Origin of the sequence: Nocardia sp. MH4 (genome assembly GCF_019266065.1) — a bacterium.
Lineage (GTDB): Bacteria > Actinomycetota > Actinomycetes > Mycobacteriales > Mycobacteriaceae > Nocardia > Nocardia canadensis.
On record NZ_LPNR01000128.1, the window covers coordinates 128,516 to 152,458 of the forward strand.

Here is a 23,943-nt window from a genome sequence, read left to right on the forward strand (position 1 = left end):
GCCCGAAGTCGCGACCGCACCGGTCACGGCCAAGCCGGACGGTGACGGGCGCAACGCCGGAACGGGCGGGAATCAGGAATTGATGTCAGGGTGTTCGTCGACGACCAGGGTGTTCCACAGCCTTCGAGCCGCGACGATCTTGGCGAGCATGTCCATCCACTCGGTGTTGGCGCCGTCGGGTGCGGGATCGCGGACCTTACGCAGCCGCAGCAACGGCACCCGGCGAAGCGCGATTCCGGTGGCGGCGGGACCGGATTCGTCGGCGGGCACGGTGAAGATGCGGTAGTCCTCGAGCTTGATCCAGGCCTCGTACCAGGCTTCGGCGGGTTTGCCCTCGCGGCTCGGCGTGGCATCGTTGTCTTCGACAGAGGCCCAGAATCGGCAGCGACACAGCGGGTCACCGCACCGGTTGAGCGGGCTGCCGCCGGAGGGGTTGTAGCGGTCGACGTGCCCGGCCAGCATCACGCACGCACGCCGACTGTATAGAGCACATTCAGGATGCAAGCCGGGCTCTACGGCCACGCCGCGCACGTAGTCCGAAGGGCGGATCATCAGCACCAGGGTCGCGTCGAGCGGTTCGCCGCAGACCTGGCACCGCTTGTTGTCCAGCACCTCACCGAGGCGCTGCGCGTCGATCCGACCCCATATCGGACGGGTCCGATCCCGGTGCGCCAGAGTGATATACGGGACTACCAGTCCCGCCGAGACCGGAGAATGCGCCAAGCGCGCGGGGATCGGAACACGCTCGGCCGCAGCCGAGCGTGAGGCGGGGCAGCGGGGATTGTTGGGCAAGTGGTCCTCGAATCTGTCGATCCGGCATGCGGTTCGGTGTCGTCGGCGGGAGCGGGGTGGGCGACCAGGACCACCGTGGTGGCCCGATCGGGGGTGAACGGGGCTTCGACGCGGACGTGGATCAGCGTGACCAGCGACGCGGCGGTTGGTGTGCCGCTGTTCCAGGGCAGGTGCCGGTCTTCGTCGAGGGCGGGCATCTGGGCGCGCATCCACGCGGTGAGTTCACCGATGTGGGTAATCACGATGTCCAGCGTTTGCCGGTGTGGGGGTCGTGGTCATAGACCGGCACGACAGTGGGTGCGCCGAGCGCGCGTTCGGTGACCGAGTTCGACAGAACTGCTTCCTCGCCGTTGGCGGCCCACCACCCTGGTGCGATCACCCACCGGCCATCCCCGTCACGGTGGGCGGGGACCAGCCGCCAGCTGATGCCGGTCTTGGCGATCCCGAACGGGTCTGGACCCCATTGGGTTTCGTGGGTGCCGTCGTCGGTGATGGTGTCGAGCGCGGTGGCGTGTTCGATGCGCACCAACGCCATCACCGTCAGATGATCGGGGCCGGGTTCGACGTCGGGAAACACCGCAACCCGTGTACCTGCGGCGGGCGTGGTGGCGAATGCTGCGTGCCAGCCGATGACCAACACTTCCCGTGCGAGCTGGGGGATGGGGTGCAGGCGTGCGGTCCAGCGGGAGGGGTCGGCCGCGCCGAGGGCAGTGGTGCTCACAACAGCCCCCGCTCGCCGTCGGTGGTGGGGCGTAGTTGCTGCACGGATTCGATGAACCGCAACGGCACGATCACTGCTTCGCGGGAGTCGGTACTCAGGCTGGCGTGGCGGTTGTGGACGTTGTCCACGCTCAGCCGCGGCATCAGGTGTCCACCGCGGGTGCGGAGCGTGACCGGGCGGTTGTGGTGGCGTGCCTCGTGCAGTGCGGCTACCACCAGCGTCGACTCGCGCGAACCGGTGGCGGGATCGGCGGCCGACCCTGCTCCGCGCAATTGGGTGAGGGCGGCGCGCAGCCGATACCGCAGGGGAGGAGTGGTCAGGGGATGTGTCATCGAGGGTTTCCTTCCCGCAGAGCTCCACACGGAGCGATAGATGTTGGGGGTCAGGCGGTTTCGAGTTCGATGTCGATGAAGTCGGCGTAGCGCTCGGACTCGTCGGGGCAGGCGCACGTGCAGCGCGGGTAGGTCCGCTGGCACTGCACGCAGTAACCGCAATAGAGGCAGTGCGGGCCGTCCGGGTCGTCGATCTCGGCGCCGCAGTTGTCGCAGAAGCCGTCGTCGAACCCGTAGTCAAAGACCACGCCCTGGGGGAAGCGGCCCAGGTCGTAGGAGTGGTTGGAATACCAGGACCCGTCCCGCCAGTGCCCGGCCTGTTCGTTGAAGATGTAGGCGGGGTGTTTGTAGGCGGGATCGACAGTGAGGATCACGGCCTTGTCGGTCCCGAGCCAGCGTTCGAACCGTGTGCGTCCGGTCCAGGAATCCAGCGACCCGAACGGCAACCGGGGCAGGAAGTCCTCGGCCGCGATCCGGGTATCGGAGCGATCGTCACCCGGGAGCGGGTGGACATGCTCGGGCAGGATCCCGTTGTGGGCCAGCACGCTGCGTTTGTCACCACCGATAGCGAAGGGGTGACAGTTCGCGGTGGTGTGTTTGCCGTGGGTGGCGAAGCGGGAGTGGAACAACGCCGGCCCGTCCGGGAACAGCGAGCGGGCTTGGGCGAATTCGGTGATCGTGGTCTTCGGATCCAGGCCGTGCCCGACAATGAGCCGGTCTCCGGCATGGACGGCCCAACCATGCCCGTGCGGGTTGGCGGCGGCGCCGGCGGCGAGGGCGTCGTAGTCAGCGACGATGCCGGGCTTGATGAAGGTCAGGATGCACATGCGAGGTCCTCCTGGTGTTCGGTGGACACACTCGATCCGGTGGCGGTCAGCTCCGCGGTGAGCGCGGCGTACTCCGGTCGTGTGGCGACCCACGCGGTGAACGTGGCCCAGTCCCAGCCCTGGTTTCGGGCGACGTCGTAGGAGCGCAGGGTGCGCGTGTACTCCACGGAGGCGTGGGCGAAACCGAGGGCCGCCTGGACCTGCTGGCGCTGCAGTGAGCTGGCGAAGATCCGCAGCTCGAAGGTGTGCGGAGGGCGGGTGTTGATGGCGTGATAGCGGCCCCATCCACGGCCGCCGTGCGCGAGTTCCTTGGCTTTGGCGCGGATGTCGGGATGAAAGCCCGCCCATTGCGAATCGTGTCGGCGCGCGAGCGTGGTGACCTCGTCCTCGTTCCGGTAAACGAGTTTGAGCCAGCGGTAGATGTGGGCAGGGGAGTCGAACCCGGCCCGGGACAGATGGACGTGGATGCCGACCTCGTCGTCGGTGTAGCAGCCCAGCAACCGCAACCGCGACAGCACCGACCACGGAAACTCCGCGATCGCGTAGTCGAAACTCATTGGATGGGTGACGAGCTCGAATCCGCAGCTGATCGAGCCGTCGTGCTTGAGGTAGGCCAAACGCCCGAGCTGGTCGTTCGCGGTCTCGACCGAGTCGTCGAAACCGACTGGTGTGGTGCGCAGTTCGAGCTCGAGGCCCAGGAACAGCGGGCCGCTGCCGTGGAAGATCGGGCGCGGGGTGTACTCGGAGTCGTGGACCATTGCATGGTCGGGTCGGTAGCAGTCCTCGCAATAGTCCTCGCGGCCGCGGATGAGGGTCTCGCACCGGTCGCACTCGCGATAGTCCTGGCGGCAGTCATCACACACCGACCAATCACCGTTGATCGAGATCGGCTCGGCGACAGCGAAGTTGCAGTCCTCGCAGGTGGAGTACTCCAGCGCGCAGGACTCACACACATCACCACCGGAGATAACCGCGACGACGTAGCGGGCGTAGCGCACGCAGTCATCGCAAACACTGAACGCCGATCGGCAACTGGCACACCGGTAGTCGTCATCAGTGGTCAGCGCGGTCTCACGGGCGGGAAGATCACAGCCCGCGCACAGCTGCAGATCGGCGACGCAACCAGAGCAGAGCCGGTCGTCCTCAGCGGTCTCGACCAACTCCGTGAGCGGGTGTGGGGTGGAACAGGCCTCGCATTCGGCGAGGTCGACCATGACAGCGGTGGGCATCGAATTCCTTCCCTGAAAACGACGAAAGCCCGCACCGACGGGTGCAGGCTGAGGTGAAAAGTGGTGGTGGGCAGGTCAGGTCTGCTAGGTGCTCGGTGTAGTCGGCGGGCGCGCCGCGGGCAGGGCGATCGGGCGGCTGAGGGCGCGATGGCGGGTGCTGCGGGCGCGGGGTTGGCGGCATTCGCAGTGCGGGAACCGGTTCTCGCAGGCGAAGCACCACCCGCACTTGACGCAGTAGCGACTCACCCGGTACAGGTCGATGTCGTCACAGTTCTCGCAGACATACCGCTTCGGGTAGCGCTGGCTCAACGGCAGATAGCTGGTGTTCGAGTACCAGATTCCGTTGTCCCACTGGCCTTTCGACTCCCCGAACAGATACACCTGCTGATCGAAGGCCAGGTCGACCGTGAAGATCAGCAGCTTCGACGACCCCAACCACGACTCCAGCCCACGAAACCCGCGGTAGGTATCGATCGACCCGAACGGCTCAGACGGCAGGTAGTCCTCGGCCGCGATGCGCGTATCCGATCGCCAGTCATACGGGCCGGGGTGGACGCGTTTGGGCAGGACTCCGTTGTGCGCGAGAACCGTTCGCTTGTCTCCAGCGAGGCGGAAAGGGTGGCAGTTGTCTACGGTCCGGATGCCATGGGTGGCATAGCGGGAATGAAACAGCGCCGGACCTCTCGGGTGCTGGGCTCGGACACGGGCGAACAAGTCGATCACCTCATCGGCGTTCATGCCGTGGCCGGTCACGATCGTCGGCCCGGCGATGACCGCGAACCCGTGCCCGTGCGGGTTCGACTCGGCACCATGGCGCAACGCGGTCGGGTCGGGGGCCACGGAGGCCGGGATGAAAGTTAAGAGGCACACAGCACGACCTCCTGTTCGTCAGCAAGGTTGGTCAAGTCGGCGAGTTCGGCGACCAAGGGCGCGTATTCGAGCCGGCGGGTCAGCCAGTCGGTGAACCGCTCCCAGTCCCACCCGCCGGCGTGGATCTGGGGGATGGTGAGGTCGGCGGTGTAGCGGATCGAGGCCTCGGTGAACGCCAATGCCGCCTGCACCGCGCGGGTTTCGAGAGAGCTGGCGAAAACCCGCAGTTCGAGGGTGTCGCGGGGGTGGGGGTTGATCGCCTGATACCGCGGCAACCCGACCGCGTTGCGGCAGCCTTTCGCGAGGTATTTCGCCCGAGCGCGGGTGTTGGGTTCAAAGGGGGCGTAGCGGCTGACGCGTCGGGCCAACATCGAGACCTGGTCCTGGTTGCGATAGACCAATTTCATCCACCGGTAGATGTGGGCGGGCCCGGTGAACCCGGTCCGGGAAGCGTGGACATGGAGACCGACACTGTCGTCGGTTTCGCACCCCATCCGGGCGAGCTTGTCGAGGAGCTGCCAGGGGAACTCGGTCAGGGCGTATTGGTAGGTCATCGGGTGGCACACGATCTCGAAACCCGATGGCCGGATCGAGGAATCACGCTTCAAATACCCGAGCGAACCGAGCGCATCGGTCGCGGTAGCGATCGCGTCGTCGAAGCGATCCTCGGGCACGATGACTTCCAGTTCCAGCCCGAGGAACAGCGGCCCGGTGCCGTGGAAGATCGGATCGGGCCGGTAGGAGTAGTTCCACAACGCGTGCGGATCAGCGCAACGATCGCAGCCGCGGCGCCCGGCGATCAGCGTGCCGCAGTCCCGGCACGAGCGCTGCAACTGTGCGCACGCTGGGCAGGCGCGTTGGTTGCCGACGACGTAGCGGCTGTGCAGGGTGTAGCGCTCGCATTGGAAGCACTGGTCATAGAGCTGGTGTGCGCAGATCCCGCACACGAACCCACCGGTATCGACCGGCAACCGGGTGAACGTGACCGCCGAACACGACCCGCACGGGTGCAACCTGGACACGCAGATCGAACACAGCTGTCCTGCTTCGGCGGTCTCGGTCAGGGCGATCGAGCGGGCACCGCAGCGGTAGCACTGTCCGCAGGTCAGCACGCAGCGTTGGCAGACGCGTCCGCCGTCGATGTCGACGTGGATGTCGGGCTCACGGGATCGACAGATCCCACACGGGTCGAGCAAACCAAGTTCGGGCACAGCAAATAACCCCTTCCGGAAAACGACGAACGCCGCACCCGAAACCCGGGATGCGGCGCGAAAATTCAGGACGAAAAGGCGGAGGCGCAGGTCAGGCGGCTCGCGCGGACGTAAAGCGGCAGTCGGCCGGTTCGCCGAGGTGGCGGCCCTCGCAGGCGACGAGCGTCAGCACCCGTGAGGGCTTCGCGAGCTTGCGACGGGCGATGGCTTCGAAGTCATCGATCCCGCTGGTATTGATGGCTTCGTAGTGCCCGTCAAGGTCCTCGATCGGCCCGCCTAGGTCGGGCAGTCCTGCTTGGCGCCACATTCGTAAGTACAGGCCGAACGCGGTGGTGTTCAACGGCGTTACGAGGCTGGCACGCATCAGCAACAGCACGACCTCGACCGAGGTCCCGGGCTTGGTCGAGACTCCGGTCGCGACCCGCTCGATGAGCTCCCGGGCATGGGCTCGGTAGACGAACTCGGTGGCCATTCGTTCGTGAGTCGCGGTCAACAACGAAAAGCTGTGGTGCATCACGTCAGCCACGTCGGGATGTCGCTGTTGTGCTCGACTGATCTCGTCTTCGGCCCAGTCTTGCTGCGTGAGAGTCGTTGTGAGGGTCCTGATGAACTCTGGTCCGGCAATCTCGCGGAGTGCCAGCTCGATCCTGTTGAGTGCATCGGTCATTGGTGTCCGTTCTGTGCAATCGGTGCCACGGGTGAACGCTCATGTGGGGGTGCGGCGCGAAGACCGCTGGGTCCGACCCGCCGCAACGTGCGACATTCAGCGGATCACCGTTTCGACTGAGAGATGTTGTGGCAGATGTGGTTCCCTTCACAGCACTGGCAAGCCCCGCTGGCGGAGGCGTAGTCTGAAAGTGGAAGAGCCGCTGGTCGGGCCATTCTCAGGAGATTGAGATGCCTACTGGCAAACAACGACGGTCCAAGCGCGATCCCGAATTGAGTCGGCGTTTGGACGAGGTCCATAACGTGATGAAGGTTCGGCGTGACGAAGCCGAACGTCGCGAGGCCGCCATGATGGACGCGGTCCAGGTCTACCTGCGCGCTGCCGGATCGATCCGCCGGTGCACCGGGGTACATGATCAGCGCGTTAGTGAGCTACGCAAACGGATCGAACAGCTGGAAAGCGAGCACGAGGCAGAAGTTGCTCGATGGCTCGGTCAGCAAGCGGGCGCTGTGGCGGAGATACGCGACTTGGGGGAGTCCGATGACAGCATCGGTGAACTGCTCGAATTGACCAACAAACAAGTGCGACAACTGATGGCCTCGGCCCGAGCCTCCGACAGGGCAGCGAACAATCCTAAGCTGCGTGATCGCGGTCGACTCCCCGGATTGGCCCAGGAACCTGGACGGCCAGAGGCTCAGAGGGAACCGCAGGTCATGCCAAACGCTGATGAATCGGACGGTCAGAGTTTGGCGTAGCCGCCGGTGTTCCAGACATGCCAACGGAATTGGCTTGGTGCGAGGGCGACCCGGTAGGGGATGCCGGGTTCTGTTGGGTATGGCCAGTAGGCGACACCGCATCGGTGGCAGTAGTAGGCGTGGCTCCAGACACCGCGCGCGCGGTTGTGCCCGGCATCGACCTTGCCGTTGCGGCGGGCACGCTTGAACGCGACGGTCAAGATCGCTACAACCGGGATAGACAGCACGATTGGAAACAGATAGAGGCCCAGCAGCGAGGCCATCATCCGGATCGGATTGGATGGCAACGGATCCATGGTCAACCCGATACTGCAGAAGCCGAACATGATCAGGACGAAGAACATCAGGACCGTGCCTAGGGCGGACAGCGGGCCCGCCGATGGCAGAACTGGTCGCCACGCCAAGCTTCTGGCTAGGGCGGAGCTGTGGCTGAACTCGTGGGTAGAGGTACCGATGATGGGGACAGTTCCTCCCAGGGCGACGCCGAACCCGGCATGCATGCCGGTGCTGTAGCCGCTGTGCGTTCCCTCCGACATGGCGGCGGGCACGCTCTGGACCAAGTCGATACTTTGGCATTGCGGGCAGCTGATATCGAAGTTCACTGGTCCCCCAAGGACGTGGGTTTCGCTGGAGTTAGTACACGAGAGGTGGTGCCTGGCAACGAACCGTGCATCGATCCAACACCGGATGGCCTCAAACTGTCGATGTGTCCTGGCCCACATCGGCATAGTTTCGGGCGGGGTGTGCGCATGTTGAAACATTGTCTGGCCCAACCCGTCATAGGTGTTCTCCGTGCGCACGATCGCTGTCAGGGTGCGCACGCACAGTCGGCGGCCCAACCTCGGCGTGTGCACGGTCGGTGGCTGCGTGCGCACGCAACCGCTCGGCGTCGCGCAGGATACGGCTGACCGCCGAGCGGCTACATTCGAGCTCGCGAGAGATACGACTGGCATTCCACTCGTCGACATAGCGGTGTGTGAGAACTGTGGTGACAGTGCCGCGATCGCGCCGCCCGCCGGGATCTTGTTCGCAGATCAATGCTGCCAACACGTCGAGGTCGGGGCGTTTGTCCGCAGGTTGTTCGGCGGCGGCGTCCTCGATGGGCTCGGTGGCGGCTGGCTGTGGAGCCGGTAGTGTGACGGGCGCGCTGCGAGATTCGGGTAGTTCGGGTGTGGGCTGTGGTGCTGGGGCTGGAGTTACCGACTCGGTGTCGGTGTCAGGCTGCTGAGTGTGAGCCAACGTCAACAGGGCCAGAGAACTTTGCGTCATGCTCCCCTCCACTATGAGCGGCCAAAGCCATGCTTCGGCGGCGGGCACACCTGCGGTGATCGCCAAAGCGCGCAGCGCGGTGAACGACAGCCAGAACGCGCCACCGGCGATGACCACGGTCAGCGCGGTCGCAGCGCGTCGCGCAGTAGGGGAGGCGGTGTGCGCACGGGTGAGCAGGGCGACGCCGTGCACCGCGGCCAGCAAGGCCAGGGGCGGGATGACAGCGACGGTGGCCGCGACTGCTGGCAAGACGGTCGTATGGAGGACGGCTTGGGTTGCGTTGCCGACCACGCTGACTCCGGCGGCGATGCAGAGCTCGGTCCAGAAGAAGACGTGCGCACGGTCCATGCGCACGTCTTCGCTCGTAGTCGGCTGAGTTCGGGTAGATCGTGGTGATGCAGGCTGCATGGCTGGTCCCATCGTTCGGGGTGTTGATGGTCAGGACATTGCGGCGATCGGATGTGCCACGCGGTGGCTGACGGGACGGGTCAACACGGCGCGCGGCATCCAGCCACAATGCAACCGCTAAATGGTTGCCAACCGATTTGCGGTTGCATACCGTTGTGTGGGTCGCACCGGTTGCCCGTGATCACTGGGTCGGTTCTGCCTCTACCGTCAAGGAGTGTTCTCGATGACCGATAGCAATACCGCCGCCGTCGCCGACCAGCTGGCAGGTGCCCTGGACAACTACATCGTCGGAGCGCTCGAAGCGATCGGAGCTCTCGACCTCGCCGATATGACGCGAGAACGCATCGCCGAGACCGCCCCCACCCTGGCGGCGTCGCTGTGTAGCGACGATGATGAGGTCGCCGCGCAGACCGTGATCGACCTCGCTGGCGTCGCCTGGCCTGAAGAGCCTGAGCCGGTGTGGTGGCGAACACCGGTCGGGCGCATGGTGGGCCGCTCGGTCGGCAGGGACGACACCGAGTCGGTGTCGTACTCGGTGGCCGCGGCGATGCTGGGAGTCGCCACCGGCACAGTGAAATCGATGATGGCGCGTGAGCGCACCGACCTGGATCGCCACCCCGACGGCGGCTTGACCCGAGCGTCGGTGCTGGCGCGTATCGCCCGCCTCGACCGGCCGTGACCAGCTTCCGATTCAGGCCGCGCGGGCGCTCGGGGTTTCCCGAAACTTGGTGCGGGCGAGGCTTGCTGAGCTCGGCGGAATCGGGCATCCCAATGCGTCACGTGATGCTCGGCGTCGGGAGTGGGACCGCAAGGCGCTCCCCACTATGTCACCACTAATTCAGCTGGGCGGCCCGTTGCTGACCGTTGTCCATCGTTGTCGAAAGTTGTCGTAGCCAGTGCGTTTCACCAGGTAGGAGCGCAAATCAGTTGTCCGATTTGTTGTTTGGAGTTGTCTATGGTAGCCCGTCTCGCCTGTATCGAGAAGGTCAGGGGTTCGATTCCCCTTAGCTCCACATATGCGCAGTTCAGGCCATGTTTTTGGTCTGATTTGCGGGCTATGTGGTCACCAGTAAGTCCCCACTAATTCAAGTGGCGAGTGTCCGGCGGGGTTCGAGTTGGGCAGCGTATTTCGAACGGATTCGCGAGCGGTCTGAATCCGTTATCCGGTCACCGCTCGGTTGAGGACATCGGCGGCGGCCTTGTGTGGGCGTCCACGTGCCATGTAGTGGCGTTGGGTCATGGCAGGGTCGACGTGGCCGAGGACATCGGCAGTGACACGGGCCGACAGGCCGGCGTCGTCGAGGATGGTGGCCACGGCGTGGCGGAAACTGTGTGGGGTGATGTCCTCGGCGAATCCGAGGGCTTCACGGACTCGCTGCCAGCCGTGTCCGACGTTTTGCGGGTCACGCAATGTCCCCACGGCTGAGGGGAATACCAGGTCCAGCACTTCGATTCCGGGGTCCGGCGGAGAAGCCGGTCGGCGGTTCGCCACCGCGGCTTTGCGGCGTTTGAGCATTTCCACCGCGAACTCGGGTACTGCGATGGTGCCGGTCCGGTTCTTCGGGTCGTCTTTCCTGGTGACCCGGACCAGTCCTTTGCCTGCGACGCGGACGAGTTTTCCGGTGGGGCGCAGGGTCGCGGCGTCGAGGTCGATGTCGGTCCACAGCAAGGCGAGCATCTGGGAGCGGCGCAGGCCGGTGGCGGCGTAGAGGGTGATGACGTCGGCGAGGTCGGCGCTCTCGCAGTACGCAGCGACGGTCGGTGGGGTGTAGGCCTTGACGGGTGTGCCGCGTTCTCGTTCGGCTTTGGCGAGCTGTCGCGGGCACGGGATCTGGGAGGTCCGGACGGCGGAGAGGATGAACCGCAGTTCGTCGGTGGTGAGGTCGCCGGCCCCGCCGGTGCGGCCTTTGGCTTCGATATTTTTCGGCATCTGGACCTCGCGGACCGGGTTGACTTCGAGGGGGCTGGTGCGGACGGCGTAGCGGAACATCCCGGAGAGCACGATGCGCCCGGTGCGCATGTTCGAAGGGCCCCTGGCCTTTCCGACTTCGGTGAGGAAGGTTTCGATGGCTGAGGTGGTGACTTCGAACAGGCGCCGGTCACCGAAGGCGGTGTTGAACATTTTGGCGACTTCGTCGTAGCGGGCGATGGTGTTTGTGGTGCGGTCTTGTGCGATGAGGCTCGCGCGGTAGCGGACCCAGAGGTCGCGCACGGTCATGGATGTGGACAGTTCCCCGCCGAGGCCGACGGTGATGACGGCTGCGGCTGCCATGACGGCGTCGAGGGCTCGTTGGCCGGTGCGGTCGGGGATCGGGCGGTGGCGGGAGTCGAGTTTGGTCGGGGAGACACGCATGAGCTCTCGGCGTTTTCCGGAGGAGTCGCGGACCCGGACGCGGGCTTTCCAGTGCCCGGGAGCGAGTTCGGTGAGCATCGGTTTGCCGGGGACCCCGAGGGGCCGGGGTGGTCTACCGCGGGTCATGGGTACACCGATTGAGTCGGTTGTTGTGGGTGGCGGCTGTCTTGGTGTGGTGTGGCAACGAAATCCCTTTCCGTTCGGTGAGTTGGGGAGTCGGCGTCGTCTGCGGGTGGAGTTCGGGGTTCGACCTCGCGCAGTGCGCGTCGAGCACGCGGCGTCGGTCCACGTGACCTGTGTCTGGGGAGGCGACTTTTCTGAATGCGCAGCTCTAGCGGCTGCTGCGACCATTACGGTGGCGGCGGCGGTCGACCGTGTGGAGGATTGCTATGTCGCGCGAGAGGCGCCATGACCGTCTACCTGGCCCTGAACTAGCGCACCGGGCCCTGATTCGGCGTCGTCGAGTAAGTCCATCTCGGCGACGGCGACTGCCAGACTTGTCACCCCGCCTACGAACTGTTCGGTGTGCGCGTCGACGGCCACCCCTCGCGAGCGAGGATGAAGCCTCCCGATCGAGCTGCGGCACCTTTGCGTATGCGTGCTCCCCGGGCGCGCGGAATGAAGCCAGGGTGGGGGAGGTGCAGCTGTCCGGCCTACAGTGCTCCCCGCCCGAGCGGGGATGAAGCCACCGCCGGCCCCATTACAGGCAAGTCATGAGACTGCATGGTTCTGAGCGCCAAAGTGAACACCACGCGAGCGCGAATCCCGACACCACCTGCCGACGGCTCGATGTCCGTCAGCGCGAATTTCAACACCGCCGCCCGAGCTCGGCTCGTCCGGCGCGCTCGCCGTCCGGCGGCGCCAAGCCGCCGATCGCTGCTGATCTGGGCGACCTCCGCGTGCCGAGGGCGATTCGGCGGCACGACGACCCGCAACGCAACGGCCCTTCCTCTGGCTCGGGTGGTGTCGAAATTCGCGCTGACGATCGGCAGACCAAGATCGCGAAGTGGTGTTCGAGTTCGCGCTCGGGTGGTGTCAGTTTTCGCGCTCTTAGCCAACTGCATGCCGCTGCGGGAGATGCCGATGATGGATCATCTCCGTGTCGTGGGTATCGGCGAGTTCAGCCAGCATCTGTGCTGAGGGATCGCATCGACTGTCCGGTGACAGTGAAGATGAGCCACGCCAACCTCGCTGACCTGCGGTGGCCCATTTTGAGTGGCAGACTCCCCGACCCGATTTGCCATTCAAAGTGAGCCAACTCTCTCCATCGGCCACGGCGAACTGGCTGGTCGGGCTCTCGATGGTCCAGGTTCAGTGGCAAGGCTGCGTCGATGGCTCAGGTGGGTTGGCAATAGCCTATTTTCACTGGCAACGGACATCGGCTGAAGCGTTGCTCAGTGTCGGATCTCACCGATCCGATTGGTGAATTCTGACGTCGCCGGGTGTGGCAGGGCGGGATTGTCGACCAGTTGGCAGCACGCAACAGTGACAGCGGCGACCAGCAGAGTTCCGGGCGAAGATCCGTTGAGACAACGCTCAGCTAAGCCAGCGACGGGCCACTGGCCAGCGATAATCCCGGCGACGTCGATGGTCACCCCAGCCATAATCTCCGACGTGAAAGAAGTCGAGGTCGTCGTCCAGTACGAGCGCGCGACTCTGCACGTCGGCGGGGTGTTCCTGAAGATCGACGCTGAACAGTCGAACACCGACACCAAGGTCGAGGCGATGGCCGGCACCGTTCCCGACTCCGGATGTTCTGTGGCGTAAGCCACCAGTGCTCGCGCTCGCCGCTCTGCCAGGATTGGCACTCGGCGCCTCGGTGAGCCGTCGACCGCATCGCCAGCGGCGTGGGCCGCAGCGGGCGCCACCATACGGAAGCTGCACGACGCGCCGCTACCGCCATGGCCCGGCCGCAGCCTCGACGCGCACGCATCGGAGCTCAACCGCAAATGTGCAGCGCTTACCAGGAGCGGGGTGGCCCCACCAACGTAGTCGCACACAACCGCCGGATAGCCGAGATCGCGCTTCGGCCGTGAACGCCGGCATTCACCCACGGCGACCTCCAGATCTCCCATGTGTTCGTCGAAGGCGATGAGGTCACTGGCGTTAACCGGTGCAGCGAGGGAAGGCGTTTCTCGCGGGGTGGGCGGTCGTTGGCGATCAACACCGCCATCCACGACAACGGCAGTGTCACCCCCATGATCGCCGCGGCCACCCAGCCGGGACCACCAGCGGCGTACACGGCGGTGGCCAACAGCAACGACGGCACCCGACACGCCATCAGGACCACGTACTTGCGGACCCGACGGCGATGCTGTTCGGGGTAGGACAAGCCCACGGCGGTGATCAACGCCGCCTGCCGCTCGTCCCCGTCGGCGGCAGAGCCCGGCGCAGACCGTTTCATGCGCAGGCCTTACCCGCCTGTGCCGGACCGAATCACCGCGCGAATGTCGGATCCGCAGTGAGCGCATTGCTGACTGTATCGTCGGCCCGGATGCGATGTCGGTGACCGGCGCCTGGCCGAGCTGCTCCTGCGCGATCACGGCGGGCGAAGCAGATGCCGGTACGCATTGCCACCGATGTCGACGGGTGGGGCCCGGGAACTGTTTTAGGCGAGCAGGCGCGGGCATTTCGCAACAGGTCGTGTTGGGGCGATCGGATCGTGCAGTCCCGAGTGGCGAACTGACTTGTCACAGGGGGCGGAAAGGGGCTGTGATGGTGTCGAACACAGTGGTCTCGCTCCTGGTGGCGAGTGGGGAAGGACCGCCGGGCTTGTTGCCCGCTCGCCAGCAGATGGCGTTCTCGTTGGGCTGGCATATCGTGCTGGCCTGTTTCGGTGTCGCCTTTCCCGCCATGATCTATGTCGTGCACCGGCGTGGCCTGGTCCGGGAGGATTCCGTCGCGCTGGGGCTGGCCAAAAGGTGGGCGACGGTCTCGGCGATCCTGTTCGCGATCGGTGCTGTTTCCGGGACGGTGCTCAGTTTCGAAATGGGGCTGTTGTGGCCGGGGCTCATGGGCCGCTACGGCGATGTGCTCGGTCTGCCGTTCGCCTTGGAGGGCCTGGACACCAGTTATCGGGGCCCACCCGGGCGCGGACAGCCTCGATGTGGGCGCCGCAGCCCGACCAGGTGGTTTTACCGCAGGTGCGGCATCGCACCGGTGAGCACATCAGCGGGCCTCCTCGGTGGTGGCATCAATTGTGGGCGGGCCTTGATAGGGGCGATGCAGGGCAGCGAATCCCGGGGTGGTCGCGGCGGTGACCAAGGCGGCGAGCAGGCCCGGGCCGCGCTGCGCGGTCGGGGATTCGGTCAGGACGGGGCCGTGGAAGCCGTGTCCGTCGATGACGATGATCGGACTGCCACCGGCGCTGCCGAGCGCGTCCTGACTGGCTCGGTGGGTGTTCGCGAGTTCGGCGTCGAGGGCGGTGTCCTCGGTACGCTGGGCCAATGCCGGATCCAGGCCGGCCTCGGTGAGTGCGTCGGTGAGCGCGTCGTGATCGATCTCGTCGCCGCGAACGTGCAGTCGTGTCCCCAGCGTCTCATACAGTCGCGCGAAGGCCTCGCTTCCGGCGGTGTCGGTCGCCGCGGCGAAGACCCGGCCGAGGCGGCGTGATCGCTGGATCATCGGCTTGTGATCGGCGTCGACGTCGCTGCCTTCATTGAGCACCGCCAAGCTCATCTGTTGTAGCCGCACAGTGTGCGGACCGGATTCGGTGGCGGCGAGCAGCCACCGCGAGGTCACCCATGCGAACGGGCAGACGGGATCGAGATACAGGTCGATTTCGGCCATCGACGGCCTCCTGAGGGAAATGGTAGGAACGGCGGCTGGCGCCTTGGCATGAGCCGTGGGCCGCCGCGCAGGGTTTCGATGCGGTGCGAAAGTTGGGCCGATCAGTGGCTGCCGCGGGGTCGACCCTGCAGGTCGACTCCCAACACCGGACCGAGCAAGCAGAAGTTGAACACTCCCGCCGCGATGGGGACCAGCCCGATGATCGCCACCACGATCCCGGCGGTCCCGCCGACCAGGAGCAAACCCGCGGCGATCACCACGATTCCGGCGGCGATACGGGCCAGGCGCCCGGCGGTACTTCGCATGAATTCGACGATGCCCATAACGCTGCACTCCTTCGACACAGGAACAGGGGTTGCGCTCGACTATACCCCCTGGGGTATTGTCGAACTCGATATCAATATACCCCAGGGGGTATTAAAGGAGGGTCGGATGACCGAAACGAAGCTCGATACCGCCTCGGCGAAACCACCCCGCACGACCTCCGGGCCAGGAATGCTGGGCCGGTGGGGCGCGTTCATGGCCGGGCGCACCCGGGCAGTGATCGGGATATGGCTGCTGGTGCTGATCGCACTGGGCGCGGCCGCGCCGAGTGTGTTCACCTCCCTGGCCGGGGCAGGGTGGCAAGCCAACGGCTCGGAATCGGTCCGTGCCCGCGAGCTGGCTCAGCAGCATTTCGGCGGTAATTCCTCGGCCGCGGTGCAGGTGGTGATCCATTCCGACACCGCCACGATCGGTGGCCCGGCGATGGCACGGGTGGTCGAGCAGGCCACGGCGGTCTTCGCCGGGGACGAGCGGATCGGGCAGGTGATCGCCCCGCAGCCGGGGTTCACGATCAGCCCTGACGGACACACCGGCATCGTGATCGCGGGCGCCAATGCCTCCACCGATGACATGGTCAAAGCCGTCGACGAGCACAAAGCCGCGTTGACCGCGCTGTCGAAAGACGGGATCGAGGTGTATCCGACCGGGGCGTCGGCGTTGTGGAGCGATTTCAATGTCGCCAACCACGACGCGATGATCCAGGCCGAGATGTTGTCGTGGCCGGTCACGTTGGCGATCATGGTGCTGGCGTTCGGTTCGCTGGTCGCGGCCGGGCTGCCGCTGCTGCTGACCCTCGCGGGCTTGGTGGCCTCCGCGGGTGGGTTGGTGCTGCTGAATCAGATCACTCCGATCTCGGTGTGGGCGATGAACTTCGCCATGATGTTCGCCCTGGCCCTGGGGATCGACTACGCGCTGTTCCTGGTCGCGCGCTTCCGCGACGCGCTGGCCCGCACCGGCGATCCCCGCGCCGCGGTCACCGAAACCATGGACACTGCCGGCAAAGCCGTCCTGCTCTCAGGGCTGACGGTGCTGGTGAGCTTGTCGGCGGTGCTGATCGTGCCCGCTCCCGCCGTGCGGACCATGGCGGTCGGGATCATGCTCGCGGTGGTGTTCGTCCTCGCCGCGACCCTGACCCTGCTGCCCGCCGTCCTCGGCGCGCTCGGCACCAAGATCAACGCCGCCGCGCTGCCGTACGCGCGCCGCCAGCAGCACCGCTCGCCGGTGTTCGCGCGCTGGGCCCAGATCCTGCACAAGCATCCGTGGCCGTTCGCCGCGGTGGCACTGGCCATCCTGATCGGGCTGGCCGCACCGGTGTTCGGGCTCAAGACCGCGATGCCCTCGATCGCGGTCGTGCCCACCGACGCGCCGGTGCGCCAGGGCTATGAACTGATCGCCGAGCAGATGGGCCCCGGCGCCCCGGGCATGCTGTCGATCATCACCTCGACCGCCGACGCGGCGGCCACCGAGACCATCGCGCGCGCCGGCGACGGCATCGTCATGCTCACCCCGCCCCAGCTCGCCGTCGACGGTGCCGATCTGGTGATGATGCAGGCCATGCCCGCAGTCGATCCCTCCGCACCGCGGATGGCCGAAATCCTGGACCGGTTGCGTGCCGACCTGCCCGCCGACGCGGTGGTCGGTGGCGCGGCGGCGGAAAACCTCGACCTGCAACAAGCCCTCGACGACTATCTGCCGATCGTGGTGGTCATCATCTTGGTGCTCGGGTTCGTGTTGTTGCTGATCGCGTTGCAGGCCCCGCTCATCGCTGCCCTGGGAACCCTGGTCAGCCTGCTCTCGACCGCGGCCGCGTTCGGGGTGGCCAAGCTGATCTTCCAGGACGGGCACGGCGCCGAGCTGCTCGGCTTCACCCCGCAAGGGTTCCTCGACGGGTGGGGGCCGGTGTTCTTCTTCGCGATGATCTTCGCCATCGCCATGGACTACACGGTGTTCTTGCTGGCCACCGCCAAGGAACACTACGAGCGCACCGGCGACCCCCACGCCGCGCTCCTGGACGGGCTCGCGCATTCGGGGCGGGTCATCTTCGCCGCCGCGGCGGTGATGGTGGCGGTGTTCTTCACCTTCGCCCTGGCCGACCCGCTGCCCCCGAAGGAGATGGGCATCATCCTGGGTGTCGCGGTCCTGCTCGACGCACTGCTGGTGCGGTTGGTGCTGTTGCCGGTGATTCTGCGCCTGACCGGGCACGCTGCCTGGTGGAGCCCGGCGTGGCTGACCCGGGTGCTGCCCACCATCAGCTTCGCTCACCACTGACCCACCGGCCAACCCACTTCCTCGGAACCCCCTATACCCCATGGGGTATAGGGGGGAGGATCCGAGAAGGGAAACATCGATGATCGGCAACGACGACGCTATCGCGCAGGTACTCAACAGGCTGCGCCGCGCCCAGGGCCAACTCACCGGGGTGATCGCCATGATCGAGGACGGGCGCGACTGCAAGGACGTGGTCACCCAACTCGCCGCGGTCTCCAAAGCGCTCGACCGCGCCGGATTCAAGATCGTCGCCACCGGCCTGCGCGAATGCCTCACCGAGACCCCCGAGGGTGAGGCCGCGCCCATGAGCATCGACGAACTGGAAAAGCTCTTTCTCGCCCTGGCCTGACCCCGCACAGCGCGGGGTCGGGTACGCACACTGGAAGGACTCCCGCCGATGGCATTGCCACCGCGACCGCACGGATGGACCATCACCCGCCTCGTCCCGGCCCTGGCCGGGACCCTGGTCCTGCTCAGCGTATTGCTGAGTGTGACCCTGTCCCCGTGGTGGCTGATTCTGGCCGCCCTGGTCGGGGCGAACCTGCTGCTCTACAGCGCGGCGGGCTGGTGCCCGGCCACCCTGGTGATGCGCCGACTCGGTCTGACCGACACGACCTGCCCAACCCCCACCGCCTGACCACTCTCCTCGGATCGGAGCACACGAATGGACCTGGCCCTGTCGACCACGCTGCACACCACCTTCGACGACGCGCTCGAACGCACCCGAGACGCGTTGGCCGAGCAAGGATTCGGCATCCTCACCGAGATCGACATGCAAGCCACCCTCAAAGCCAAACTCGGCCACGACATGGAGGACTACCGCATCCTCGGCGCCTGCAACCCACCCCTGGCCCACCAAGCGGTCGAGATCAACCGCCAGATCGGGCTCCTGTTGCCCTGCAATGTCGTGGTCCGTCGCGACCGGACCGACACCGACACCATCATCGTCGAAGCGATGAACCCCCAGCTCATGGTCGCAGTCACCGGTCAGCCCGCACTCGATCCGGTCGCCGAGGATGCCACCACCCGCCTGCGCGCAGCCCTGGCTGCGCTGGGGGCCACGGGGATTTGACATGACGCCCACCGTCCCGGTCTATCCCGGTCACTGCGCCAGACTGCCGCGCCTTCCCAACGAGCCGATCGTCCCTACGGCCCTGAGCCGATTATCGACGACCCGAATAACCTTGGCACGCCGCTCGGTGAGACCACCCACCACATCTCACTCCGGCCTTCGCCAAGCCTAGGCTTTCCGACCGACCCGCCGAGCAAGCGCGCCGGTTCGAGACCTCGGACTCCGAGTGCACCGGTGGTGACTGGTTGCAGAGCGGGACCGATGGCGTCCTTGCCGGTGCCCGGCCGGGGGGATGCGTATCGCACTCACATGTAGCACCGGTGCATCAGCCACTGGCACTGAAGCAATTGAATATCAAGGAAATGATAGAATGATTGCCAACGCGAGGTGGTATGACGTGAGCAATGGGGCTGGATACATTGCAGCGCAGCTTCCTTCCAGAACCCTCATCAGCAATTACAGTAGCTATAGCCCGAAATCCTTTCTAATCTGCAGCAGACCCCGCACCCCAGCGCGGTCCTGAACCTGCTCGTCGGCCGTGCTGGGCCTGGCAAGCCACAGCAAAGCGACCGAGATGGTACGCCTGGAATGTAGGCCTTTGATCGGACTTCGTTGTCATGCGAAATCCGCCTAGAGCAGTCCAATATTCTCGGTGTGCAGCGTCGCAGTCGGATCGATTCGGATCCCCCGGGCTCGCGACGACGCATCGATAATTCCCCAAATGATAGCGCTGAGATGATCCCGGAAGGCCGAGCGGGACATCGCGGATGGGTCGGCTTGCGAGTTAATCCACCAATCGGTTGCGGAGAGGCTGGCCCCTATGATTGACTGCACGACCAAATCTATGCCGGTGCTGTCCGCGCCAACGTTCTCCAACACGGCGGCGAAATGGCCAGCAATGAAACCGGCGAGCTCGCGTGCATCCTCCAGGGCCTGATCGGATTCTGATGAGCTCTCGCTAAAATGACTCCGCACGAGATATTTGAAAACGTTGCGGTGCTCGTCGACCAATTGCGTATATTGCTCGACGAGCTGATTCATCACTTTACCGATCGGCTCGGATCCGAAGTCGACCGCATCGAGAATGTTGGTCCACATGAGGTCCTTCGCCCGCTCCACCACAGCGGCACGGAGGCCCTGTTTGTCGTTGAAGTGGCGATACAGCTTAGGTTTTGTTGCGCCTGCTTCCCGGGCGATATCGTCCATGCTGGCCTCGGGGCCATATTTAGCGAAGGCTTGGTACGCGGCATCGACCAGCTCCGCGCGCACTACGGCCCGATGCTCTTCCCAACGGCTTGATCGTGCGTCAACTCGCCGAACCACCGAGCTACCGACCTCCAACATTTTCCGTCGCGCGCCTGCCACGATGCCGATCTTACGCTACGGGCTACACGGATGGACAAGTACACGAGGTCGGCAGCCCGTTAACGCCTGGATTCTGGCGATGTCACCGCCGGACGGCCACTGCCGGTTGTGGACGGTTAGCCGAATGTCACAATGACAGTATCGGTGATCGGTAGAGACTGGCAAGCCAGGCGGTCGCCCTCCTCGATGTCGTCCTCGTCGAGTACGTCGTTCACTCTCATCTGTATGTCACCATCTATGACCTTGCATACGCACGCGCCGCATCCGCCTTCGCGGCACGAGTACGGCGGCGAAAAGCCCTCGTTCAGCAGGACTTCGACGAGCGTAAGATCCTTGGGCCATTGAAGCTCGGCACGGTCACCATCGAGGTAGACCACGAGACGTGCCTGCTCCGTGGTCATCGACTGCTTGACGCCAATTTCGGTGTCGAATGGATCGGAACGAAGAGATTGGAAAATTTCTCGATGGAGATTGCCATGCGGGATGCCGACATGATGCGCTACGTCGCCCACTAGGTCCATGAAAGCTGCTGGACCGCACACGAAGTACATTCGATTCTTATATGCGCTGCAGAGTTCTGAGAGAGTTTCTCGGTCCGGGAGTCCTCGCTCGCTCTCCAGCCATTCTATGAGAATGAGCCGTTCCGGAAACTGTTTCGCCATATAGCGAAGGTCTTCGCCAAAAATTACGCTCTCTGCGTCCTGGTTCGCGTAGAAAAGCACAAGATGGCCATCACCCTCGAGCAGGGCTGACTTGATAATTGAGATGATCGGCGTGATGCCACTGCCAGCTGCTAGCAGTACCATATCCGAATTCAAATCCTGCGGCGTGAAATGTCCGCTAGGCGGTAGCACGGACACGATAGTGCCAGTGGCGATATTGTCGCACAGCCAGTTGGATCCATACCCACCCGCTGTGCGTTTTACTGTGACAGCCAGCTCGTCCTCGGTGTGCGGAGAACTCGACAGCGAGTAGCAACGGGCTACAGGTTCCCTCTCGCCACTCCCAGGAATGCGCAACGTCAGGAACTGTCCCGGAGTGTACGAGAATGTTGCCCATTGATGCTCCGGGACTTCAAACCATATCGAGACCGCATCCTGCGTCTCCTGCACCACGCGTGACACAGTGAGCTCACATGGCATATTTTTCTTCGAGAACATTCCATCTCCCTCGATGCTGGACAGCCACTGTCGGAAGTCCCGTCTAGCCCGGCGGACCGGCATCAAATATTGTAATTCACCAGACCGTATCGGCGACCTATCGCGAATCCGAGGCGGGCCAGAGGCGCGTTGAGGTCCTGGTACCTAGGCCCTACCGCCCGCGTAATAACATCGAAGCCGAGGGCGTCAGGCCCGATGAGAACGCGTGGCTTATTGCGACGCACGCCTTTAATGATTGAATCCGCAGCGCCATCGGGTGTCGTGAGAGCAATCCGATCGAATCCGGCAACAATCTTCTTTTGATCGCCCATTGTGCCGACGCCCCGAGCATCCCGTACGATATTGGTCCGGACACCACCGGGATGAACGCAGGTTACACCTACGGGCAAGCGGTTAATTCGCATCTCTTGACGCAACGCTTCGGTGAAACCTCGGACAGCGAATTTGGACGCGTTGTACGCGCTCTGGCTGGGTATGGCCATCAGCCCGAAAACGCTCGAAACATTGACAACGTGGCCGTCACCTGAATCAATCAGATCCGGAAGAAATAGTTTTGTTCCGTTAACCACCCCCCAGAAATTGATGCCCATCAACCATTCGAAGTCGATCCATTCCATGTCCACTACATCGGCGCCTAGCGCAACGCCTGCGTTGTTGACGACCATGCTGATTGATCCGAAGTCCGCCAGGACGCGGTTCCGGTAATCCTGGAATGCGTGACGATTGGCTACATCGAGCTCATAGGGTCGGCATTCTGCACCAAGCGAATTGCAAACAGTGGCGGTCTCCTGTGCGCGTTCCGCGTCGATATCAGCGATCGCGAGCCGTGCGCCGTCGCCAGCCAGCCGAATTGCGACGGCGCGGCCGATGCCCGAACCGCCACCCGTTACCGAGACCACCCGGTCTCTGAAATCTTTCATTTCGGAAGGTTCCCCTTTTCGAGCGCATTCGGGAGGTCGGCGGTGTATTGTGCACCGGCCAACTCGCCGACAAATCCGAAATCCGCCGGCGCCAGTTTGCGAGTGCGCCGCCAGTATTGCCATGTGAAGCCCGGCCAAACAGTTCGGTTGACGCCCTGTGCGTCGAGGTACCAACTTGTACACCCGCCGCTACTCCAGACTCCCTTGACCAGCTTGGCCTGAATTTCGGAGTTGAATTTCCGCTGGACCGGCTCGCGTACTTCTAGCGCAGCTGCGCCACGTTTGTTGACAAGATCGATCGCCGAGATGATGTAACTGATCTGGCATTCAATCATAAAGACTACGGAGTTATGGCCTAGCCCTGTGTTGGGGCCGAGTAGGAAGAAAAGATTGGGGAACCCGGCGGTGGTGATGCCGAGGTGCGTCTGGATCCCTTCGTCCGACCAAACCGTTGCGAGTTCCCTGCCGGACAAGCCCTTGAGGCGAAGACTTTCAAACCCGTCGGTCACATGGAATCCGGTCGCGTAGATGATCACATCCGCTGGACGCTTCTCACCGTTCCGTGACACGATCGCATCCTCGGTTATCTCAGAGATACCTTCGGTGATGACGGTTGTGGTTGGTCGATTCAGTGCTGGATAGTAGTCACTCGAGCCGAGAATCCGCTTACATCCGATGCGATAGCTAGGCGTGAGTTTACCGCGCAATACGGGATCATCGATTCCCTGTGCGATGTTCCACTTGGCAATGCTCTCAAGTGGGCGCATGAGGTTGAGGTGACCATTGAGGCCCATTGACAACGATTCTGCTGACCAGTAGATAGCGGCCCGGACTGCCTTCGCAAGGATCGGCATCCTGGTGAATGCCGCACGGATAGATTCCGGGATCTTGACATTCTTCCTTGGCAGTACCCATGCTGGCGTCCGCTGGTATACGTGCAGTTCAGCGGCTTCCTTGGCAATCTCGGGAATGAACTGAATCGCACTGGCTCCGGTGCCGATCACGGCGACCTTCTTGCCCGCCAATGAGCAATCATGATCCCACTGCGCCGAATGAAAGACTGTGCCGTTGAAGTTCTTCTGCCCGTCAATTGTAGGGATGCTCGGTATGTGTAGCGCTCCGACTCCTGAGACTAGGAACTGGGCGATGTACTCGTGGCCGTCGGATGTGACCAGATGCCAGGCGGAATCATCGGGATCCCAATGTCCGGATTGCAGTGTCCGACCAAAATGAGTGAACCGATACAGATCGTACTTGCGTGCTAGCCCGGTGAGATAGTTCTGGATCTCGTCCTGCCCTGCCCAGAGCCGACTCCAGTCCGGTTTGGGTTCGAAGGAGTACGAGTACATATGCGAAGGAACGTCACATGCGCAGCCCGGATACGTGTTGTCGCGCCACGTTCCGCCGATCTCGGTCTCTTTCTCGATAATTAGGAAGTCATCTATTCCCGCTCTCAGCAACTGTATTGCCATCCCCATTCCCGAAAATCCGCTTCCGACGATGAGGACTTGCGCCCGGTGGACTGTGGCTCGCGCTCCGTCACCTCCCGAGCCATTGGCCTTTTGTGCATACTTGGCAGATCGACTTTTGCTCATCGGTTTCCTCTGGCCG

Annotated in this window: 26 protein-coding genes, 1 tRNA gene and 1 pseudogene; 10 read left to right on the forward strand and 18 right to left on the reverse strand. The window is 64.1% G+C overall.

The annotated features are described in order from the left end of the window. Positions 1–72 precede the first annotated feature (72 nt). From ATM97_RS31035 to ATM97_RS31070, 8 genes are all read right to left on the reverse strand, one after another. On the reverse strand, positions 73–612 hold the full coding sequence (locus ATM97_RS31035; protein WP_062984931.1) for a hypothetical protein: 540 nt from the start codon (positions 610–612) through the stop codon (positions 73–75). A gap of 418 nt (positions 613–1,030) precedes the next feature. After that, positions 1,031–1,513: a hypothetical protein gene (locus tag ATM97_RS31040; protein WP_062984927.1), complete on the reverse strand. Its 483-nt coding sequence runs from the start codon at positions 1,511–1,513 to the stop codon at positions 1,031–1,033. Beyond that, positions 1,510–1,845, reverse strand: coding sequence for a hypothetical protein (locus tag ATM97_RS31045; RefSeq protein WP_062984925.1), 336 nt, complete (start codon positions 1,843–1,845; stop codon positions 1,510–1,512). Before ATM97_RS31045 ends, ATM97_RS31040 begins: the two co-directional genes overlap by 4 nt. A gap of 50 nt (positions 1,846–1,895) precedes the next feature. Then, positions 1,896–2,672, reverse strand: a complete 777-nt coding sequence (locus tag ATM97_RS31050; protein ID WP_062984923.1) for a class II glutamine amidotransferase — start codon at positions 2,670–2,672, stop codon at positions 1,896–1,898. Beyond that, a complete protein-coding gene (locus ATM97_RS31055; protein WP_245914568.1) occupies positions 2,660–3,901 on the reverse strand; it encodes an amidoligase family protein in 1,242 nt (413 codons plus the stop codon). Before ATM97_RS31055 ends, ATM97_RS31050 begins: the two co-directional genes overlap by 13 nt. A gap of 84 nt (positions 3,902–3,985) precedes the next feature. Continuing rightward, entirely contained in the window at positions 3,986–4,639 is a 654-nt protein-coding gene (locus ATM97_RS31060; RefSeq protein WP_255588675.1) for a class II glutamine amidotransferase, read from the reverse strand. A gap of 119 nt (positions 4,640–4,758) precedes the next feature. Next, positions 4,759–5,742, reverse strand: a complete 984-nt coding sequence (locus ATM97_RS31065) for a hypothetical protein (protein WP_255588676.1) — start codon at positions 5,740–5,742, stop codon at positions 4,759–4,761. Between the two features lie 331 nt (positions 5,743–6,073). Further along, positions 6,074–6,649 carry a hypothetical protein gene (locus ATM97_RS31070; protein WP_062984920.1) on the reverse strand — a complete coding sequence of 192 codons (576 nt, stop codon included), beginning with the start codon at positions 6,647–6,649 and terminating at the stop codon, positions 6,074–6,076. Positions 6,650–6,879: 230 nt separating this feature from the next. On the opposite strand from ATM97_RS31070, the gene ATM97_RS31075 reads away from it, so the two are divergent. Next, on the forward strand, positions 6,880–7,404 hold the full coding sequence (locus tag ATM97_RS31075) for a hypothetical protein (protein WP_143876023.1): 525 nt from the start codon (positions 6,880–6,882) through the stop codon (positions 7,402–7,404). Here ATM97_RS31075 and ATM97_RS31080 read toward each other — a convergent pair. Together ATM97_RS31080 and ATM97_RS31085 are read right to left on the reverse strand one after the other, a co-directional pair. Next, entirely contained in the window at positions 7,389–7,964 is a 576-nt protein-coding gene (locus ATM97_RS31080; protein ID WP_143876024.1) for a hypothetical protein, read from the reverse strand. The two genes, ATM97_RS31075 and ATM97_RS31080, sit on opposite strands and share 16 nt — an antisense overlap. Positions 7,965–8,181: 217 nt before the next feature. Continuing rightward, positions 8,182–9,021, reverse strand: a complete 840-nt coding sequence (locus tag ATM97_RS31085) for a DUF2637 domain-containing protein (protein ID WP_062984914.1) — start codon at positions 9,019–9,021, stop codon at positions 8,182–8,184. A 274-nt stretch (positions 9,022–9,295) separates the two neighbouring features. On the opposite strand from ATM97_RS31085, the gene ATM97_RS31090 reads away from it, so the two are divergent. Both ATM97_RS31090 and ATM97_RS31095 read left to right on the forward strand, forming a co-directional pair. Then, complete coding sequence (locus tag ATM97_RS31090; RefSeq protein WP_101465749.1) at positions 9,296–9,760, forward strand: hypothetical protein; 465 nt, start codon at positions 9,296–9,298, stop codon at positions 9,758–9,760. A gap of 266 nt (positions 9,761–10,026) precedes the next feature. After that, positions 10,027–10,094: transfer RNA gene (locus ATM97_RS31095), tRNA-OTHER, on the forward strand. A 146-nt stretch (positions 10,095–10,240) separates the two neighbouring features. Here the strand turns inward: ATM97_RS31095 and xerC are convergent. After that, on the reverse strand, positions 10,241–11,434 hold the full coding sequence (gene xerC / locus ATM97_RS31100) for a tyrosine recombinase XerC (RefSeq protein WP_255588677.1): 1,194 nt from the start codon (positions 11,432–11,434) through the stop codon (positions 10,241–10,243). A gap of 723 nt (positions 11,435–12,157) precedes the next feature. Here xerC and ATM97_RS31105 point away from each other — a divergent pair. Then, a complete protein-coding gene (locus tag ATM97_RS31105; RefSeq protein WP_218721768.1) occupies positions 12,158–12,574 on the forward strand; it encodes a hypothetical protein in 417 nt (138 codons plus the stop codon). Between the two features lie 474 nt (positions 12,575–13,048). Beyond that, positions 13,049–13,201 carry a hypothetical protein gene (locus tag ATM97_RS31110; RefSeq protein ID WP_174562648.1) on the forward strand — a complete coding sequence of 51 codons (153 nt, stop codon included), beginning with the start codon at positions 13,049–13,051 and terminating at the stop codon, positions 13,199–13,201. A gap of 193 nt (positions 13,202–13,394) precedes the next feature. On the opposite strand, the gene ATM97_RS34700 is transcribed toward ATM97_RS31110, so the two are convergent. Next, positions 13,395–13,838: a DUF3099 domain-containing protein gene (locus tag ATM97_RS34700; protein ID WP_062984908.1), complete on the reverse strand. Its 444-nt coding sequence runs from the start codon at positions 13,836–13,838 to the stop codon at positions 13,395–13,397. Positions 13,839–14,227: 389 nt separating this feature from the next. On the opposite strand from ATM97_RS34700, the pseudogene ATM97_RS34705 reads away from it, so the two are divergent. Continuing rightward, positions 14,228–14,437, forward strand: a pseudogene (locus ATM97_RS34705) (cytochrome ubiquinol oxidase subunit I); the annotation flags it as partial. Between the two features lie 165 nt (positions 14,438–14,602). Here the strand turns inward: ATM97_RS34705 and ATM97_RS31125 are convergent. Continuing rightward, complete coding sequence (locus ATM97_RS31125; protein WP_062984906.1) at positions 14,603–15,223, reverse strand: hypothetical protein; 621 nt, start codon at positions 15,221–15,223, stop codon at positions 14,603–14,605. Positions 15,224–15,324: 101 nt separating this feature from the next. After that, a complete protein-coding gene (locus tag ATM97_RS31130) occupies positions 15,325–15,546 on the reverse strand; it encodes a DUF2892 domain-containing protein (protein WP_062984903.1) in 222 nt (73 codons plus the stop codon). Positions 15,547–15,655: 109 nt separating this feature from the next. Here ATM97_RS31130 and ATM97_RS31135 point away from each other — a divergent pair, with 109 nt between their 5' ends. From ATM97_RS31135 to ATM97_RS31150, 4 genes are all read left to right on the forward strand, one after another. Further along, the gene (locus ATM97_RS31135; protein WP_062984901.1) at positions 15,656–17,815 is read left to right on the forward strand and encodes an MMPL family transporter; all 2,160 of its coding nucleotides are present in this window, start codon (positions 15,656–15,658) and stop codon (positions 17,813–17,815) included. 79 nt (positions 17,816–17,894) lie between these two features. Further along, positions 17,895–18,164: a metal-sensitive transcriptional regulator gene (locus ATM97_RS31140; protein ID WP_062984899.1), complete on the forward strand. Its 270-nt coding sequence runs from the start codon at positions 17,895–17,897 to the stop codon at positions 18,162–18,164. Between the two features lie 48 nt (positions 18,165–18,212). Next, positions 18,213–18,452, forward strand: a complete 240-nt coding sequence (locus ATM97_RS31145; protein ID WP_062984897.1) for a YgaP-like transmembrane domain — start codon at positions 18,213–18,215, stop codon at positions 18,450–18,452. Between the two features lie 27 nt (positions 18,453–18,479). Then, positions 18,480–18,887 (forward strand): DUF302 domain-containing protein, encoded by a 408-nt coding sequence (locus tag ATM97_RS31150; RefSeq protein ID WP_062984895.1) that lies wholly within the window; start codon positions 18,480–18,482, stop codon positions 18,885–18,887. A gap of 630 nt (positions 18,888–19,517) precedes the next feature. Here ATM97_RS31150 and ATM97_RS31155 read toward each other — a convergent pair. The 4 genes from ATM97_RS31155 to ATM97_RS31170 form a co-directional block, all read right to left on the reverse strand. Continuing rightward, the gene (locus tag ATM97_RS31155; protein WP_211300396.1) at positions 19,518–20,252 is read right to left on the reverse strand and encodes a TetR/AcrR family transcriptional regulator; all 735 of its coding nucleotides are present in this window, start codon (positions 20,250–20,252) and stop codon (positions 19,518–19,520) included. Positions 20,253–20,368: 116 nt separating this feature from the next. Further along, positions 20,369–21,412 (reverse strand): ferredoxin--NADP reductase, encoded by a 1,044-nt coding sequence (locus ATM97_RS31160; protein WP_062984987.1) that lies wholly within the window; start codon positions 21,410–21,412, stop codon positions 20,369–20,371. A 62-nt stretch (positions 21,413–21,474) separates the two neighbouring features. Next, positions 21,475–22,332, reverse strand: coding sequence for an SDR family oxidoreductase (locus ATM97_RS31165; protein WP_062984890.1), 858 nt, complete (start codon positions 22,330–22,332; stop codon positions 21,475–21,477). Further along, the gene (locus tag ATM97_RS31170; protein ID WP_084503719.1) at positions 22,329–23,927 is read right to left on the reverse strand and encodes an NAD(P)/FAD-dependent oxidoreductase; all 1,599 of its coding nucleotides are present in this window, start codon (positions 23,925–23,927) and stop codon (positions 22,329–22,331) included. Before ATM97_RS31170 ends, ATM97_RS31165 begins: the two co-directional genes overlap by 4 nt. Between the last annotated feature and the right edge of the window lie 16 nt (positions 23,928–23,943).